Origin of the sequence: Alteraurantiacibacter aquimixticola (assembly GCF_004965515.1) — a bacterium.
Classification (GTDB): Bacteria; Pseudomonadota; Alphaproteobacteria; order Sphingomonadales; family Sphingomonadaceae; genus Alteraurantiacibacter; species Alteraurantiacibacter aquimixticola.
On record NZ_SSHH01000001.1, the window covers coordinates 710,968 to 728,644 of the forward strand.

Sequence of the window (17,677 nt, forward strand, 5' to 3'; positions counted from 1 at the left end):
CGATAGCCCGGTCTCCGTATTGGAGGGCGAGAATGTTCGGAAGGAAGACGGCGACCAGTCCGGCCAAGCTGCCGGTCATTATCATCCCGCAATCGGCGCGGGATAGTGAGAAGGACTACGCACTGCCGTCTGCCGTGGTCGACTATGTCAATTACGTGCTGCGGACCGCCATGTTCGAGCGGACCGAAATCCCGCCAGAGGCGATGCAGGCCTATCACGTCGATTACTACATCGCGCAGGTCAATAATGGCGGGCACAGCCAGTATGTCGGCAATAGCGGCTGGCACCAGTACCAGATCGACGACATCCGCGCCGGGCTGGCGAAGCTCGGCATCGACGATGCGATCGAGCTTTACGAGGATCTGTGCGCCTTTGCCGACAGCCATCCCGAGGAGTTCCGTAAAGGCATGGATGCGCGCGGTTTCGGCAAGTTTCCGGAGTTCTTCAAGAAGGCCGACAAGGTCTTCTACGATGGCCTTGGCGACAAGCTGATGAAGGCGAACCGCGACTGGATCGCCTCGCTCGATTGCCTGCTTGTCCTTCCCGATTCCGAGATTGGGGAAAAGATGAAGGGCCTTTCCGAACGCAACCCGCTGTTCGAACAGCGTAAGCGCGAGCGGGAGGAGGTGGAGAACAAGGCCCTGACCAGCGACCCGATCTGGCAGGCCTGCCATTATCTCGGCCTCATGGCGGATGAGCCGCTCCATATCGAACGCTGGGTGAGCGGCATGCCGACCAACGGACCGGAGGGCGTCAAGGGCACGGTGTTCAACGTGCTGCTCGCCGATGGCCGGACCACAACCGCCTTCATGTTCCCGCAATTCGGCGTGATGATGAAGCCCGATTCCAACGAAAAGGGCGCGCCCATTCCCATGCCGATGGTGCAGGAATGGGTGATGAAACACACCGGCGAATACCTGCCCCCTGCGCTCTGGGAATAGAAGCGCGCCGCCTTTCCTCCTGCAAAGCTTCCCTTGCGTCTGTTCCCGGCGACAGTCACTCTTGTTGCCGAAGGGATTCTTAAGGAGAGAGCGAGATGAGCGAACAGATCGATATGGCGAAGGTCGAGGAACTGGCCGGCAAGGTCGTCGGCGACGTGGCCGGCGCCGTCAGCCTTATGATGGCCTATATGGGCGACCAGGCGGGCGTGTTCGACGCCATGGATGGCGAAGGTCCGATGACCTGCGCCCAGCTGGCCGCCAAGACCGGCATGAACGAGAAATACCTGCATGAATGGCTGGGTTCGGTCTCCGCTGCGGGCTACATCAATTTCGACCCCGAAAGCGACACGTTCGAGATCACGCCCGAACAGGCGCTGGTCTTCGGCCGCGAGGGGCAGCCGGCCTGCATGCAGGGCTTCATCCAGGCGATCGTCGCCCAGTTCGAACAGCATGAGAAGGCGGTCGATACCTTCAAGTCGGGCAAGGGGCGGCCGTGGTCGGACCATTCGCCCTGCCTGTTCTGTTCGACCGACCGCTTCTTCCGCCCCGGCTATGCCGCGCACCTGGTGGACGAATGGCTGCCCGCGCTGGAAGGCGTGACCGACAAGCTGGAAGCAGGCGCCAAGGTGGCCGATATCGGTTGCGGATACGGCTCCTCGACCATCCTGATGGCCAAGGCCTATCCCAAGTCCACCTTCGTCGGCATCGACTTCCACGAGCCGAGCATCGCGGCGGCGCGCAAGAATGCCGCCGAAGCGGGCGTCGGCAATGTCAGCTTCGAAGTCGCCACCGCGCAGGATTATCCCGGCGACGGTTTCGACTTCGCCTGCATTTTCGATGCGCTGCACGACATGGGCGATCCCGTCGGCGCGGCGAAGCATATTCGCGAAACGCTCAACGATGGCGGGACCTTCATGCTGGTCGAGCCCATGGCGGGCGACAGCATGGCGGAGAACATGCATCCGCTGGGGCAGATCTTCTACGGCTTCTCCACCGTCGCCTGTACTCCGGCATCGCTGGCGCAGGATGTCGGGTTGGGCCTTGGCGCACAGGCCGGGCAGAAGCGCCTGACCGAGGTGATGAACGAGGCAGGCTTCGCCAATGTCCGCCGCGCGGCGGAAACGCACACCAACATGGTGCTCGAAGTTACCGGCTGATCCGATGGTCCCGGGGGCTCGATGGCTCCCGGGACGCATTGGATTACGTCTTCAGCCGCATCCGGCCGAGATAATCGATCTTGCCCACCGGCACGCCCTTGTGCCGCAAGATCGCATAGGCCGCGGTAGCGTGGAAATAGAAGTTCGGCTGGCTGAAGCTCAGCAGGAAATCCTCGGCGGTGAAATCGAGCCGCTTGTCGCCGATCTCGAACCGCATATCCTGCCCGATGAAGCCCTCCAGTTCCGCCTCGGTCAGCGCGGAGAGGAAGGCGCGGGCCTCCTCCAGCCGCTCGCGCATGCCTTCCAGCGTTTCCGCCGGTTCGCTGCGATCGGGCGAGAACACGCCTTTGCGCACCCCCTCGATCGCACCTTGCGAATGCACCGCAATGCTCTTCACCTGGTAGGCGAAGGGCAGCATGTCCTCGATCAGGCAGGCGCTGGCGATCTCCTCCTCGGACAAGTCGCTGTCCTCGGCCTTGTCGAGCCAGCCTTTGGCGGCACCGATCATCTGCAGCATGGATGGAATGGTGGCGGCGTGAAGCGATACGGGCATCGGGTTCTCCTCGTCGCATCCGGCCCGGCGACGGTCGCAGCGGGCATGGACGCAGCTGCGGCAATCTGCCAGAGATGCGGGTGGGAAGACAGGGGAAGGTGAGATGCTGGCAAGGTTTGCATCACTAGCCGTAGCGGGCCTCACACTCGCTATGCCGCTGCAGGCGCAGACGCCGCGCCCCATGCTCGATTACGATACTGCCGCAACCATCCGCGACACTTGCATCGCCTGGGCGGAAGAGCGGGAGCTGACGATTGCCGTCGCGGTCTATGATGAGGCGGGGCGGCTGATCACCTTCGCCTTCATGGACGGCACCGCCACCGCCGTGACCGATTTCGCCATGTGGAAGGGCCGCTCCGCCGCTACCGTGCATGTTGCCTCCAAGGAAACCGCCAATTGGGGGCAGGGCGCCCCCGGCGTCGCCACCTGGGAAGGCGGTGTGCCCTTCTTCACCGGCGATGGTGTGGCGCTGGGAGGCGTCGGCGTGTCGGGAGCGGACAGCGCGGACGATACTGCCTGCGGCGAAGCGGGGATTGCGGCTGCGGGCCTGCGACCAGCCGCAGACTGAGAATTCAACGAGAGGGAACGACGCGTAATGGAAGATCTGGTCGGCAAGGTTGCCTTCATCACCGGCGGTGCCAGCGGCATCGGCCTGGGCATGGCGAAGGCGTTCCTGGCGGAAGGCATGAAGGTATCGCTCGCGGACTGGAGCGATGATCATATCGCCAAGGCGAAGGCCGAACTGGCCGGCAATAATGCCGCCTTCTTCGTGAAGGCCAATGTCGCCGATCGCGAGAACCTGAAGGCCGCCGTCGATGAGACTCTCGCCCATTTCGGCAAGATCCACGTGCTGTGCAACAATGCCGGCGTGAATGGGGGCGGCACAGCGGCTGCGCCCGATTTCGACAGCTGGGACAAGGCGATTTCCGTCAACCTCGGCGGCGTGGTCAACGGGACCAAGATCGTCGCCCCGATCATCCGCGCGCAGGGCGAAGGCGGGCATATCGTCAACACCAGCTCCATGGCAGGCGTGGTGCCGCTGCCGGGGCTTGCCGCCTATTCCACCGCCAAATATGCCGTGCGCGGCTATTCGGAGAGCCTGCGCATGCAGCTCGCGCCCAAGGGTATCGGCGTGTCCTGCCTGTTCCCCGGTGCCACGCGCACTGCGCTGGTGCCGCTGCCGGAGGACGATCCCTCCATCGACGAGGAGAATGCGCCGCAATTCCTCAAGGATTTGTGGGACGCGATGCGCGGGGCGATCGACCCGGAGGATACGGGCCGCTTCGTGGTCGATGCGATCAAGGCAAACCGCTTCTACATCTTCACCAATCGCGAATTCCTCGACGAGGTGAAGCAGCGCCACCGCGAGATCGAGGAGGCCTTCCCCGATGAGGAAGCGACGCCGGGGCGCATCAAGTTCGAAAGCATGCGGGCAGAGCAGGTGCGCAATCTGATGGCGCCGGGCAATCGTCCGGTCCCGACGGAAGATGGCGCGGACATGTCGCTCGACCTTGGCTCCAAGTCCCCCGCGGGCGGCCAGTAAGCGAAGGGGCGCGGCCACGATGATCTACCTGCTGCGCCACGGCCAGACCGAGTATAATCTCGAACACCGCATCCAGGGCCGGATGGACAGTCCGCTGACCAGCCTGGGCCGCGAACAGGCGGAGGCGATGGGCCGCACTTTGCGCCAGCTGCTGGAAGACGGGCACGAGTTCGAGATCATCGCCAGCCCGCAGGAACGGGCGATGACCTCCGCCCGGCTGATGCGCGATGCGGCGGGCATCGACCGGCCCGTGATCCCCGACGCGCGGCTGCAGGAAGTGGGCTGCGGATCGTGGGAGAAGCATCACTTCGCCTCCATCTGCGCGCGCGATCCGCTGGTCGAGGACGAGCCGTGCTTCCTTTCCGCCTGGGCCAACTACTGCACCGATGGCGAGGGGCTGGACGTGGCGGTGGAGCGCTTGTGGGGCTGGCTGTGCTGGGCCGGAAAGCGCGATCTGATCGTGGTCGGCCACGGCGTTTCCGGATCGATCCTGCGCGCGCTCTATGCGGGTGAGGAGCGCGACGGGATGCTGCGCTACCACTCCGCGCGGCAGGACGTGTTCCATCGGCTCGACATGGGCTGGGTGGAGGAGATCCCGGTCCGCTAGGGGGTGTCCCCTTCGCAAGAGGGCTGGCCTTTTCGCGCAAATGCAGTGATGATCCGTTTCGGGAGAAGGGATCAAACATGGCAACTCAATCGCCTGCGGGCGGAATCTCGTTCGTCGAAGCGCTCAATCGGACATCGATGAAGCCGTTCCAGTGGCTGATTGTCGCCACCTGCATGCTGGTGCTGGTGTGCGACGGCATCGACCTGCAACTGCTCGGCATCATCGCACCGCTGGTGATGGAGGACTTCGGCGTCGATCGCAGCACCTTCGGCCTGGCCATGGGGGCGGCGCTGGTGGGCTTCGGCCTGGGCTCCGCGGCAGGCGGCGTGATCGGTGACAGGGTGGGGCGGCGCTATGCGCTGGCGCTCGCCGCGCTGGTGTTCTCGCTGGCGACCATCGGGGCAGGCACCTCGACGGGCGTGTGGTCGATGGCTTTCTGGCGCCTTATTGGCGGGCTCGGCTTCGGCGCGGCCTATGCCAATGCGCTGACCATGGCGAGCGAATGGACGTCAGACAAATGGCGCCCGATCACCGTTTCCACCTTGTCGGTCGGCACGCCCATCGGCGGCACGATTGTCGGCTGGATCGGGCCGGACCTTGCCGCCGCCCGTGGGTGGGACGGGACCTTTACCTTCTTCGGCTTCGCCACGCTCTCGCTGGTCGTCATCGTGCTGGTGGTGCTGAAGGACAGCCCGGCCTTCCTGCTGGGGCAGGGCAAGGCGGAACAGGCCAAGAAGCATGCGGCGCATGTGCTCGATGGCGATGTTGCACTGGTGGCTGATGGCCATGAGCATGGGGGTGGGGAGTTTCAGACCAAGGGTATCCTCGATCCTTCCTACAAGCGCCTCAATATCGGGATCGGCCTGGCCTTTGCCGCGGCGGCGATGGTTGCCTATTCGATCCTCAGCTGGTCGACCACTTTCCTGACCGCCGCCGGCTTCACGCTGGGCGAGGCGGGCAATGCGGTGTCGATCGGCGGGATCACTTCCATGATCGGCTCGATCATCGTGGGTGCGGCGATGCGCCACTTCGGCTCGCGGCCCGTGCTGGTGGTTATTGGCACAGTGCTGATGGCCGTGCTGGTATGGCTGGCCTGGGCGGTGGAGAGCCTGCCGGAAGTGCCTTCGGCTTCGGACAAGACGCTGGTGACCGCGCTGATCGGTGCCTCGGGCGCCTTCTTCAGCGCAGGCATTGCCGGCATGTATGTGATCATGGCGGCAGGCTATCCCTCCAGCATCCGTTCCACCGGCATCGGCCTCGGCATATTGATGAGCCGCGTGGGCGCGGTGAGCGCGACGGCTTTCGGTGGATGGCTGCTCGATGTGGGCGGGACAAGCGTGGTGCCCTTCTTCGTCGTACTCACGGCAAGCGCGGCAATAATCCTTGCTGCGGCCTTCATCGTCGACAGGCATGTTCCCCCTGCAAGATCAGTATGATCGCGTGGCCGTTGCGCATTGTTGCGATTGGTGGCAGTTTCCCCCAGGGCCGCCTGAGGATGACAGACCACAAGGCACATTCGCGGCGGTTCGACATAGCAGTTCCTTGCTTGGGGTAGGGGCATGCCGTTCGATGACGAAGAATTTGCCCACCGCCGAGAGGCGCTTGGGGCGTGCACGGAAGTGGTGCCCCTCAGGCAGGCCACGATGGACGCGTTGGCTGTGCTGGGCATTGCCAAGGCCTACCACCTCGCGCCGCTCACCCGCGATCCGCGCGTGGGCCGCATTATCACCAATATCGGCCTGCCCTGGGTGTGGGAGAAGCAGTATCGCGCCCGCCTGCACCTGATCGATCCCATTCCCGGTATTGCGCTGGAGCGGTTGGAGCCGGTCTACTGGCCGGATGAGCTGCCCAAGGCGAAGCTCGACCTGAAGCAGCGCCGCTACCTTGCCATTGCCGCGCAATACGGGCTCGGCCGTGGGATCGGTGTTGCCTGTTTCGGCCCCGACGGTCGCAGCGGCTTCCTGGGTGCGGTGCTGCCGCCGAAGGGTGATCCTCCCGAGCTCAAGATCATGCAGCGCGTCTATGCGGTGGGTCAGGCCTCCTTTCAGGTCTATTGCCGCATCATCAAGAACGCGCGCCAGCTGCCTGCGCTATCCAATCGCGAGCTGGAAGTGCTGCACTGGATCGGCCGGGGAAAGAGCAATTCGGTAATCGCCGACATCCTCGGCATCTCGCCCTCTTCGGTGGATGTCTATGTCCGCCGGATCTTCGCCAAGCTCGACGTGACCGATCGCACCACCGCCTCGATCAAGGCGGTATCGCTAGGCCTTATGGTTACCGGCGATTATGAACGCTTCGTTCGGGAGACGATCGGCCGGAGCGATATGCAGGGCGATCCGTTAGGCTGACATTCATGTCAGTGTCGGGCAATCACGTTACATGCGAAACTTGAGCTAGCCGCATATAAGCGCGCCCGAGGCCAGCGACGGCTCTTCGGGTCGCGTCGAAAGAGTTTCCTGGTCTCGGCGTCCCGGACCCCAAGCCGGGGCGCCTTAGGGTTTCTCAGATCGTGCGGCCTCGTGCCCCATCTCCTCCCCCCTTCCTCTCGTGGCATGGGGTCGCACGTAACCTTCTGGATCTGAATCACAGATTCGGCGCCGAGGCGTGCCCGCGCGTTTTAATTACCTCGCGCGCGGGCCGCCAAACGCGGCTTTTCTCTCGAAAATCGATGATGTCTCAGGTTGCTTAGCGCACCCGCGGCCCGCCGAACGGCAGCGGCGGAGGGGGTCTGCGCGCACCGCGCGGCAGCTGTGCCTGGTAGGCGCGCCCGCAATGTTGCACGCAATAGGGGAAGCCGGGGTTCACCTTCTCACCGCAGAAGTGGAAGTCCGGTTCGCCCGGGTGGCCCATCGGCCAGCGGCAGACGCGATCGTTAAGATCGAGCAGGCTGGTCTTGTCGGCAATATCGGGGCTCGGCTTGGCCGGCACAAGGCGGCGCGGCGGCGCGGGCGGGATCGGAGCCTGCTGGTCGCCGGGGCCCTGCCGCACGAAGCCGCCCGGACCCACCGAGTGGATCTTGGGAAGCGCGTCGGGCTTGTTCGGGATCGGCTGGCTGTTCTGCGGCACGGGCTTGGCCGCAGCCGAACCCGCGGGCTTGGCCGCGACGGGCTTTGTATCAGCCTTCGGCGCGGCAGGTTTTGCCTTGGGCTTGGCCGCAGCAGGCTTCTTCGCCGGAGCTGCCACCTTCTTCTTGGCCGCAGCCTTCTTCTCGCCAGCCTTCACCGGCGAGGGACGCGATTTCAGGCCCAGGCGGTGCGCCTTGCCAATCACGGCATTGCGCGAGACACCGCCCAGTTCATCCGCGATCTGGCTGGCGGTGGAGCCGCCTTCCCACATCTTGGTCAGCGTGGCGATGCGTTCTTCAGTCCAGCTCATCAACAAATCCGTTTCATCTTGGGCGAAATGCCCGCCTGGCATCTTGCCAGCCCGTGCCGGTGCCGATAGGCGGCAGCACATGGCCGATCAAGTCCCAACACAATCCCTGGCAAGCCCTGCTCCGCAGCGTGCCACCGGGCGGGAATTCCCGCCGCAGGGCCAGCCGCAGATCACCGGTTTCAACCGGATCGGCCTGTGGAGCCTCTATATTAAGGAGTGTCGGCGCTTTCTCAAGGTGCAGACGCAGACTGTCTGGGCCCCGGCCGTCACCACGCTGCTGTTCCTGGTGATCTTTACCGTTGCGATGGGCCGGTCGGACCGGCTGATCCTGGGCGTGCCTTTCGCGACCTTCGTCGCGCCGGGCCTCATCATGATGGGCATGATGCAGAACGCCTTTGCCAATGCCAGCTTCAGCCTGCTGTCGGGCAAGCTGCAGGGCACGATCATCGACCTGCTGATGCCTCCCTTGTCTGAGGCCGAACTGATGATCGGCATCGTGATGGCCGCGATTACCCGCGCATTGATGGTGGGCGGGGCGGTTTCGCTGGCCATGGCTCTCTATCCCGGCGTGGAGCTACAGGCCGCGCATCCCTGGGCGATCGTCTGGTTCGGCCTGATGGGGGCGACCATGCTGGCGATCGTCGGCCTGCTCGCCAGCCTGTGGGCGGAGAAGTTCGATCACAATGCCGCGATCACCAATTTCGTGGTCGCCCCGCTCAGCCTGCTGTCGGGCACGTTCTACGTTATCTCCAACCTTTCGCCCTTGTTCCAGACGATCAGCCGCGCGAACCCCTTCTTCTACATGATTTCGGGCTTCCGCTTCGGTTTCCTGGGCGAGAGCGATATCGGCAATACGAATGAGGCGGTGCTGGGCGCCGCGATCGGGGTGGGCGTACTCAACCTCGTGCTGGGCTTCATTACCTACCGCGTCCTCAAGAGCGGCTGGAAGATCAAGAGCTGAGCGCGCGCCTGCGGTCGGCAAGCTCGAGCATTTCGCGCACCCGGTCCTCTACCTGCATGACCTGCGGCACTTCGCCGATGTTGAAATGTTCGGTGCGGCGATCTCCGTCGCTGTCGATGCTGGAGCCGATTTCGACCTTAAGCGTGCCCGCGCCGTCGCGCCCTTCGCGGCGCTCCATGCTGCCGATGCGATCCGCATCGACCGACTTGGTTATCAGCGAGCTACGCCCCAGCCGCAATTGCAGCAGGCGGCGGTCGGTCACGGCAAACAGCATGCGCCGCGCGAAGATCAGGGGCAGGAACGGCACGGACATCATGCCCAGGCCGATCAGGATGAAGGGCACGCCAAACAGCGGGAAAGCATAGGCGAGCAGGCCCGCATCATCCGCCATGTCGCTGCTTGCACCGGCATAGGCCATGGCAGTCCAGAATACCGAGAAGGCAGTCCAGGGCACGGCGAAAAGCCACAGCGCGAAGCCGCCCAGCGCCACTCGCGGCAGGGGCTTTCCCTGCCACAGCACGCGCTCACCCGGCTGCAGCTCGCGCCGCAGGGCCAGGTCGAGCGGATCGCCGAGGGTTTCACGCGCTTCCATGGCGCGGATTATCCCAGACCGACGTTGAATTTCCCTTAGCGGGGAAGGGGAGGCGCTGGATCAGTGCCTCAGGCTGCGGCGCAGGCGATAGCGGCCGTCGGAGAAGCGATCGAAGATCTGGTCGATCCCCGGATGGTCCACCGGGCCGCCATCCTCGTCATGCCGCAGGTTCTGCTGGCTGACATAGGCGACGTAGGAGGATTCCTCATTCTCCGCCAAGAGGTGGTAGAAAGGCTGGTCCCGCCGCGGGCGCATGTTTTCGGGGATGGCTTCGTACCATTCCTCGCTATTGGCGAAGACGGGATCGATATCGAACACCACGCCACGAAAATCGAACAGGCGGTGTGTGACCACGTCGCCAATCGAAAACCGCGCCGAGCTATTGCGAGGGGCCTGGATCATACGTCCAGCCTGGGGAAGGAAGAATTCCGACCGTTCCATGGGCGCGAATATATGCCTTCGCCCCTGCATAACAAGACGGGGGAGGGCACATTTCCCCGACCTTATGAAAAAGGGCGCGAACAAGGTCTTGGCAAGCGGCAATCCATCGGCTAACCGCGCTGCTCCTGATCGACCGGGCGGCCTGCCGCCTGATTGCGCCCGACTATGCGGAGAGGTGCCGGAGTGGTCGAACGGGGCGGTCTCGAAAACCGTTGAGCCCTTATGGGGTTCCGAGGGTTCGAATCCCTCCCTCTCCGCCATTCATCCTGTGACCTAGGTCCGTTCCCTTACAGAGGGCGAGAACGCGAGGTCTTCGTCGAGCGCCACCCTGGTGAGCCATTGCCGGTCCGACCCACTGTCATTGGGGGACAGCCTCTCATGCAGGAAGTCCAGCAATGTGCGGACATTGGGCTTGAGCAGCTTGTGGCTGGGCACCAGCGCCTTCAGCCATAGCGGTGGCGGGCGGAAATCGGGCAGCAGCCTTTTCAGCCTGCCGGTGCGCAAATCCTCCTCCACCAGGATCGACGGCAGGACGGCGAGGCCAAGGCCTTGCCGCACCGCCTCTCGCAGGATGATCGCGTCATTCACCTGCAGGCGCGGCTGGACGGTGATCGCGAAGTCGCCCGCATCGCCGTAGAAATGCCAGGTATTGCCGTAGAGCAAAGATACCAGGCAGGTGTGCTTGGCCAGCTCGTCCGGATGTTTCGGTTCGCCATGCGCGGCGATGTATTCCGGGCTGGCATAGGTGGCATTGCTGTAGGGCATCAGCGGGAAATCGTTGATCTGCGCGGAACGCGAAGGCCGCGTGCCGATGGTGATATCGCAATCCTGGTCGAACTGGTCGGTCAGCCGGTCGATCAGGCGCAGGTCCATGTCTACGTCCGGATGGATCGCCAGGAATTCGCTGAATAGCGGGCCGAAGATGCGGCTGGTCACCGTACCCGGCGCATCGATGCGCAGGTGCCCGCCCACCTTCCGGTCCGGCCGCACATCGCGCAGCTCGTCGAACTGGAACAGCAGCTTTTCGCAATGGGGAAGCATGCGGTTGCCATCCACCGTCAGGGCGATTTCGCGGGTCGAGCGATGGAACAGCGTGACCTTGAACTCGTCCTCCAGCTGGCTGATCCGCTTGGAGACCACCGAAGGAGCGATACCCTGCGATCGCGCCGCTGCGGCAAAGCTGCCCAGGCGCGCTGCGGCAAGGAAGGTGCGGATGTTGGCGAGTGTGTCCATTATTCGCGTTTCGAGAATGCTGATATCGCATTAAGGTGTATTGTCGACCTACTCAAGCTCCCATAATTTCCACCGCAATAACAAGCACCCATCGAGGTGGATAAGAAAAGGGGAGAGAACATGAAGAAGGGCGTGATGTACGCAGCGACGAGCTGTGTCTTCGCTATCGCGACGAGCCTTGCCGGCGCGAGTGCCGCACAGGCACAGGCAGCTGGAGAGGCTGCGCAATCATCAGCTGCGCAAGAGGATGAGGACGACACGATCGTCATCACCGGTTCGCGCATTCGTTCCAGCTTCGACCAGCCCACGCCCGTCACCATGCTCGATACCGCCCGGCTGGACCAGCGCGGCGCGACCAACCTCGGCGATGCGCTGAACGAGCTGCCCTCCTTCCGCGCCAGCGAATCCGCAGCGACGGCTGGCCTCAGCCCGGGACCCGGCCTGAATGTCGGCGGTCGCATCCTCGACCTGCGCGGCCTTGGCTCGCTGCGCACGCTGACGCTGGTGGACGGCAAGCGTTTCGTGCCTTCGACCACGCAGGGGACGGTGGACACCAACATGGTCCCTTCGATTCTGCTCTCGCGCGCCGAAGTAGTCACCGGCGGCGCCTCCGCCGTCTATGGTTCGGACGCTGTTTCGGGCGTGGTCAACCTCATCATGGATCGCGGCTTCACCGGCTATAAGGTCAATGGCCAGCTGGGCATTTCGAACGAGGATGACAATTTCACGCGGCAGGTCGGCGCCGCCGGTGGCTGGGACCTTGGCCCCGATGTGCACCTCGTGATCGGCGGGGAATGGGAAAAGGCCGAAGGCGTGGATGCCTGCCGCGACCGCGACTGGTGCGTTGGCGGCATGACCATTGTCGGCCGCAACCCGCTGGCGCCGGGGCAGGAGCCGACCATCCCGTCAAGCAATGTGGTCGCCAACGGATCGGTATGGACCACCGACTTCCACGGCATCACTACGCCGCCGGCCAGCGCCTATACCGGCGTGGACCTGCCGGTGCTGCGGCCGATCGACGGCATCACCTTCAACGATGACGGCACGCCGCGCCGTTATGAGCTCGGCTCCTATGCCAACCGCATCTGGATGATCGGCGGCGAAACCGCGACGCCGGCGGAAGAGAATGTCTATTTCGACTTCCCCATCGTCTCCCCCACCGAGCGTTACAGCGCCATGGGCCTGCTCACGATGGATGCTACCGAGGACCTGTCGTTCGAGCTGGGCGTGACCGTGGGCGGCAGCGACGGCAAGCATCGCAGTACTGCTTATCGCAGCATCGCGATCACCATCCAGGACGATAACCCGTTCATTCCGCGCTCGGACGATCCGACGCTCGATATTCCGACCATCCTTGCCGACAGTGGCGACACCAGCTTCACGCTGGGCAAGGGCTTCGACGATGTCGGGCCGGTGCAGATCGATGCGCGCAACCGCGTGTTCCGCATCGTGGCGGGCGCCGAATACGATCTGAGCAGCGACTGGACGGCGGACGTCTACTACCAGTTCGGCCGCAACAGCTTCCGCAGCGACCTGCGCAACAACACGATCACCGCCAATATCGTGAAGGCGCTGGATGCCACCAGTGTCGGCGGTGAGCCGGTCTGCCGCGTCAATGCCGATGCCGATCCGTCCAATGACGATCCGGCCTGTGTGCCGCTGAACCCGTTCGGCTATGCCAATGGCCCGCTTTTCGCGGCTGCTGCCGACTATGTCACGGCGGACGGCTTCCAGACCAGCATCACCAAGCAGCACGTGGTGGCGGCAAACGTCACCGGCTCTCTGGTCGAGCTTCCGGCCGGACCGCTCGGCGTTGCCTTCGGTGCGGAATATCGCAGCGACTCCCTGACCGGCGATACCGATGCGATCTCGCAGGCGGGCGGCTTCTTCAATGCGGGCAATGGCTCGATCATCTCCGGCAAGATCGAGGTGACCGAGGGTTACGGCGAAATCGACGTTCCGCTGCTGGCCGACGTGGCCTTTGCCAGCGAGCTGGGCCTCAGCGCGGCGATCCGCCAGACGCATTACAGCCGCTCGAGCGATTTCACGCCCAGCTCCACCGTCAATGCGACCACCTGGAAGGTCGGCGCGGTCTGGGCGCCGGTCGACGAGGTGCGCTTCCGCGTGACGCGTTCGCGTGACATCCGCGCGCCCAACATCCCCGAGCTGTTCGGCCCGCAGACCACGCGCACCGGCATCCTGACCGATGTCGGCAATGGCGGCGTGCAGGTGATCGTGCCCATCACCAGCGGCTCGAACCCCAACCTGCTTCCGGAAAAGGCCGATACCTTTACCGCGGGCGTGGTGATCCAGCCGCAATCGGGCTTCCTCAGCCGCTTCCGCGCATCGATCGATTATTACGATATCGATATTGCCGATGCGATCGGCGTGCTGGGCCAGCAGAACATCGTCCAGCGTTGCGAGGACGGCGATGCGCTGAGCTGTACGCTGATCACCCGTGACAGCGACAACAACGTGACCAATATCAACGATACGGTCCAGAACGTGAATCGCCTGATCGCGCGCGGCGTGGATTTCCAGCTCAACTATGCGCAGCCGCTGGGCAGCGACAATGCGCTCTCGCTGGTGTTGCTGGCGAACTACGTCAACGACCTGATCACGGTGGATTCGGTCGGCAGCACCGATCGTGCGGGCCAGACTGGCCTGCGTGGCGGCACGCCGGCCGGTATTCCGGACTGGACGATCGATGCGACCGCCAGCCTGGACATTGGCCAGAGCTTCACCTTCAACGCCCATGTCCGGTGGATCAATAGCGGGTTCTTCTTCCCGTCCTTCATCGAGCCGGGCGACGAGGGTTTCTCGCTGGCCAATCCGAACAGCGCGAACACCAATTCCGTTCCCTCGCGCACTTATGTCGACCTGATGGCGACATACCGGCTGCAGGTCGATTTCGCCGAGCGGCTGGAATTCTACGCGGGCGTCGACAACGTCTTCAATCAGGATCCCCCGAACTTCCCTGGTGCAAACGGGGCCGGCAACAATGTCCTGTTCAACCCGGTTGGCAGGATGTTCAAGGGCGGTCTGCGCGCACGGTTCTAGGGTTCCTCCTCACTGGCCGGACCTTCCCGGGGTCCGGCCAGTCTTTTCTGCTTACAGGAAGACCTGGGCATGAAGCTGAATTCCCATGCCCCTTCGCGGGGCACTGTTCCCGTGCGGCCATTTTCGACGGCAAGGAGGCCCCGCCATGAGTGCTGACACGCGCACTATCGACATCGCCGAGGTCATTGAGGTGCGCAAGCTTAGCGCCTTCAACTTCACGCTGATCGCCGTGTCCTGGCTGATCACCGTGTTCGACGGCTTCGACATGATGATGATCGGCTTCACCGCGCCCTATATGCGTGAGACGCTGGCGTTGGACGAGCTTATGCTGGGCAATGTCTTTTCCGCCGGCCTGCTCGGCATGATGCTGGGCGGTTTCGCCTTCGCCTATCTGGGGGACAGGTTCGGGCGGCGGAAGGCGATCATCTGGTCCGCCTTCGCCTTCGGCATACTCACTTTCGCAACGGGCTTTGCCACCAGCTACGAAATGCTCATGGCGCTGCGCTTCCTCGATGGCTTTGCCATTGGCGGCATGCTGCCGCTGATCTGGGCGCTCAATATCGAATTCGTGCCCAAGCGCATGCGTTCCACCGTCGTGACCGTGATCATGATGGGCTATTCCATCGGCGCCGCCTTGGCGGGCCCGGTCACCGTGTGGCTGGCGCCCGAGCATGGCTGGCCCGCAGTCTATTTCTTCGGCGGCGCCTGCACGCTGGCGATCACGCTGGTGCTGGTCTTCACCCTGCCGGAATCGATCCGCTTCCTGGCGGCAAAGGCGATCCGGCCGGAAGTCACCGCCGCCACGCTCAACCGCCTCGAACCCGGGCTTGAGGCGAGCGCCGATAACCGTTTCATCTTGGGTGATGAGGAGCGCGACACCACGCATTTCCATGTCGCCAAGCTGTTCAAGGGCGATCTGAAGCTCCTCACCCCGCTGCTTTGGCTTGGCTACACCGCCAGCACGATGGCGGTGTATTTCACCTCCAACTGGGGGCCGATCGTCTTCGAGGACCTCGATTTCTCGCGCGATACCGCGGCCTATGTCGGCTCGATCACCTCGGTCTTCGGTGCCGGGCTGGGGCTTCTGCTGATGCAGTTCACCGATCGCAAGGGGCCTTTCTCGGTCGCCGTCTATCCGATGATTGCCCTGCCGCTGCTGCTGGTAACGGGGTTGGCCGCGATGGGGCAGGATGCCTTCCTGATCCTCTCGGTCGTCGCGATCAGCCTGGTGAGCGGCGCGCATTTCGGCATCCTCTCCATCGCTGGCGTCTATTACCCCAGCGCGATCCGCGCCAATGGCGGCGGCTGGGCGACATCGGTCGCCAAGGTCGGCGGCATCGCCGGTCCGATAGTGGGCGGATATATCCTCGCGAGCGGCCTGCCCGTGGTGCGCAGTTTCGCCATCCTTGCGGCCTGTCCCGCCATTCTTGTCCTCTGCGCAATCGGTATCGGCGTGATCGTGCGCCGCCGCGACACCGGCCAGCCCGCGCAGACACAAGAACCCGTCCTTTCCACCTGATTGCAAGGCTTGAACCATGACCCTTCGAAGCATTTCCGCGAATTCCCCCGTCCGCCGCGCCCAGTGGCGCGCGCTGGGGTTGAGCGAGGAAGACCTGCTCAAGCCCAAGATCGCGGTGGTCAATTCCTCCTCCGAACTGGCCAGCTGCTTCTCGCATCTCGATGGCGTGGCGAAAGTGGTGAAGGAGGCGATCCGCGCTGCCGGCGGCGTGCCCTTCGAAGTGCGGACCACGGCGGTCTCGGACTTCATCACCGGCGCGGCCAAGCAGGGCAGCTACATCCTCGGCGGGCGTGACCTCATTCCCAACGATATCGAGGCGCAGGTGGAGGCCGCCATGCTCGACGGCATGGTTTGCCTCACCAGCTGCGACAAGACCCCGCCGGGCCATTTGATGGCGGCGATGCGCATAAACATCCCCACGCTGCTGGTGATCGGCGGCTACCAGGCATCGGGCATGATCGGTGACGACCATGTCGATGTGGAGGACCTGTTTTCGGGCGGTGTGGGCGAGGCACTGGGCCGTCCGGGCAAGCATTCGGTGGACGCGATGGCGAAGGAAGCCATCAAGGGACCGGGCGTCTGCGCCGGCATGGCCACCGCAAACACCATGCACTCCGTGGTCGAAGCGCTGGGCATGTGCATGTCCGGCTCCGCGCCCGTCCGCGCCAATAGCGACAGGATGTTCGACGCCGCGCGCGCCGCCGGTGCGCGGATCGTGGAGATGGTGAGCGAAGACCTGACGCCGCGCAAGATCCTGACGCCCGGCGCATTCCGCAATGCGGCGGCGATGGTGCTGGCGGTCTCCGGCTCGATCAATGCTATCAAGCATCTCCAGGCTACCGTCACGGAAGGCGGCCTCGACATCGACATCTTCGCCATCTGGGAGGAGATGGGCCGCAAGGTTCCGACGCTCGCCGCCGTGCGTCCCAGCGGCGAGCGTCGGATCGAGGAATTCGAAGATGCGGGCGGCGCGCAGGCCATGCTCAAGCAGCTCGCGCCCGTGCTCGACCTTGGCGTGACCGTCGCTTCCGGTCGCACGCTGGGCGAGGATCTGGATGCAGTGACGGTGGGCGACGCGGAAGTCATCCGTCCGCTCGACCGGCCCATTTCGCCGGGTCCCTCCATCGCTATCCTCAAGGGCTCGCTCGCGCCAGAAAGCTCCATCGTGAAGCTGGGCATCCGTGACGGATCGCGCCCGGAAAGCTTCGCCGGACCGGCGCGCGTTTTTGAAAGCACCAATGATGCGCTCGCCGCTATCGAGGCGGGGGAGGTGCAGAAGGGCGAGGTTGTCGTGCTGCGCGGGCAGGGGCTGAAAGGCGGCCCGGCAATGGGCGGCGGTGCCTCCTTCGTCCTCTTTGCCATCGATGCCGCGGGACTGGCGCAGGACACCGCCTTCGTGACCGACGGGCAGCTGTCCGGCCTTTGCCTCAAGGGCCTCACCGTCGCTGAAGTCGCGCCGGAGGGGGCGACTGGCGGGCCGATCGGCAAGGTGAAGAATGGCGACCGCATCGAGATCGACGTGGCGGAGCGGCGCATCGACCTGATGGTTGCCCCCGAGGAACTCGAGGGCAGGCTCGCCCCCGCCAGCACCTATGCGGTGCCCGCCGATGGCTGGCTCGGCATGTATCGCCGCGACGTCCAGCCCATGTATACTGGCGCGGTTCTGATCGACGTCGATCGCGGGGAGGACTGAGC

16 protein-coding genes and 1 tRNA gene are annotated in these 17,677 nt (G+C 64.1%); 12 read left to right on the forward strand and 5 right to left on the reverse strand.

All coding sequences use genetic code 11. The annotated features are described in order from the left end of the window. Nucleotides 1-32: 32 nt before the first annotated feature. Nucleotides 33-941, forward strand: coding sequence for a DMP19 family protein (locus tag E5222_RS03135; protein WP_136692251.1), 909 nt, complete (start codon nt 33-35; stop codon nt 939-941). Between the two features lie 95 nt (nt 942-1,036). Continuing rightward, nucleotides 1,037-2,098 (forward strand): class I SAM-dependent methyltransferase, encoded by a 1,062-nt coding sequence (locus tag E5222_RS03140; protein WP_136692252.1) that lies wholly within the window; start codon nt 1,037-1,039, stop codon nt 2,096-2,098. A gap of 43 nt (nt 2,099-2,141) precedes the next feature. On the opposite strand, the gene E5222_RS03145 is transcribed toward E5222_RS03140, so the two are convergent. After that, entirely contained in the window at nt 2,142-2,651 is a 510-nt protein-coding gene (locus tag E5222_RS03145; protein WP_136692253.1) for a DUF1993 domain-containing protein, read from the reverse strand. A 103-nt stretch (nt 2,652-2,754) separates the two neighbouring features. Between E5222_RS03145 and E5222_RS03150 the strand changes: the two genes are divergently transcribed. The 5 genes from E5222_RS03150 to E5222_RS03170 all read left to right on the forward strand — a co-directional run bounded on the left by E5222_RS03150 (nt 2,755) and on the right by E5222_RS03170 (nt 7,149). Further along, entirely contained in the window at nt 2,755-3,219 is a 465-nt protein-coding gene (locus E5222_RS03150) for a GlcG/HbpS family heme-binding protein (RefSeq protein WP_136692254.1), read from the forward strand. 27 nt (nt 3,220-3,246) lie between these two features. Beyond that, nucleotides 3,247-4,194 (forward strand): SDR family oxidoreductase, encoded by a 948-nt coding sequence (locus E5222_RS03155; RefSeq protein ID WP_136692255.1) that lies wholly within the window; start codon nt 3,247-3,249, stop codon nt 4,192-4,194. Between the two features lie 19 nt (nt 4,195-4,213). Further along, complete coding sequence (locus E5222_RS03160) at nt 4,214-4,801, forward strand: histidine phosphatase family protein (protein ID WP_169053457.1); 588 nt, start codon at nt 4,214-4,216, stop codon at nt 4,799-4,801. Nucleotides 4,802-4,878: 77 nt separating this feature from the next. Then, a complete protein-coding gene (locus E5222_RS03165; RefSeq protein WP_136692257.1) occupies nt 4,879-6,237 on the forward strand; it encodes an MFS transporter in 1,359 nt (452 codons plus the stop codon). A gap of 207 nt (nt 6,238-6,444) precedes the next feature. Further along, complete coding sequence (locus tag E5222_RS03170) at nt 6,445-7,149, forward strand: helix-turn-helix transcriptional regulator (RefSeq protein ID WP_169053458.1); 705 nt, start codon at nt 6,445-6,447, stop codon at nt 7,147-7,149. Nucleotides 7,150-7,486: 337 nt separating this feature from the next. Here the strand turns inward: E5222_RS03170 and E5222_RS03175 are convergent, their stop codons facing one another. Continuing rightward, the gene (locus E5222_RS03175; protein WP_136692259.1) at nt 7,487-8,176 is read right to left on the reverse strand and encodes a GcrA family cell cycle regulator; all 690 of its coding nucleotides are present in this window, start codon (nt 8,174-8,176) and stop codon (nt 7,487-7,489) included. Between the two features lie 79 nt (nt 8,177-8,255). Between E5222_RS03175 and E5222_RS03180 the strand changes: the two genes are divergently transcribed. After that, entirely contained in the window at nt 8,256-9,137 is an 882-nt protein-coding gene (locus E5222_RS03180; protein WP_136692260.1) for an ABC transporter permease, read from the forward strand. On the opposite strand, the gene E5222_RS03185 is transcribed toward E5222_RS03180, so the two are convergent. Beyond that, nucleotides 9,127-9,729 carry a hypothetical protein gene (locus E5222_RS03185; RefSeq protein WP_136692261.1) on the reverse strand — a complete coding sequence of 201 codons (603 nt, stop codon included), beginning with the start codon at nt 9,727-9,729 and terminating at the stop codon, nt 9,127-9,129. The genes E5222_RS03180 and E5222_RS03185 overlap by 11 nt on opposite strands. Before the next feature lie 60 nt (nt 9,730-9,789). Next, complete coding sequence (hspQ, locus tag E5222_RS03190) at nt 9,790-10,170, reverse strand: heat shock protein HspQ (RefSeq protein ID WP_136692262.1); 381 nt, start codon at nt 10,168-10,170, stop codon at nt 9,790-9,792. A gap of 169 nt (nt 10,171-10,339) precedes the next feature. Between hspQ and E5222_RS03195 the strand changes: the two genes are divergently transcribed. Continuing rightward, nucleotides 10,340-10,430 (forward strand) — tRNA-Ser (locus E5222_RS03195). A 13-nt stretch (nt 10,431-10,443) separates the two neighbouring features. On the opposite strand, the gene E5222_RS03200 is transcribed toward E5222_RS03195, so the two are convergent. Continuing rightward, a complete protein-coding gene (locus E5222_RS03200; protein WP_136692263.1) occupies nt 10,444-11,403 on the reverse strand; it encodes a LysR family transcriptional regulator in 960 nt (319 codons plus the stop codon). Between the two features lie 120 nt (nt 11,404-11,523). Between E5222_RS03200 and E5222_RS03205 the strand changes: the two genes are divergently transcribed. The 3 genes from E5222_RS03205 (at nt 11,524) to E5222_RS03215 (ending at nt 17,675) form a co-directional block, all read left to right on the forward strand. Continuing rightward, nucleotides 11,524-14,463, forward strand: coding sequence for a TonB-dependent receptor domain-containing protein (locus E5222_RS03205; protein WP_136692264.1), 2,940 nt, complete (start codon nt 11,524-11,526; stop codon nt 14,461-14,463). Between the two features lie 145 nt (nt 14,464-14,608). Next, nucleotides 14,609-15,982: an MFS transporter gene (locus E5222_RS03210; RefSeq protein ID WP_136692265.1), complete on the forward strand. Its 1,374-nt coding sequence runs from the start codon at nt 14,609-14,611 to the stop codon at nt 15,980-15,982. Between the two features lie 16 nt (nt 15,983-15,998). Continuing rightward, nucleotides 15,999-17,675, forward strand: coding sequence for a dihydroxy-acid dehydratase (locus E5222_RS03215; protein ID WP_136692266.1), 1,677 nt, complete (start codon nt 15,999-16,001; stop codon nt 17,673-17,675). Nucleotides 17,676-17,677: the final 2 nt, after the last annotated feature.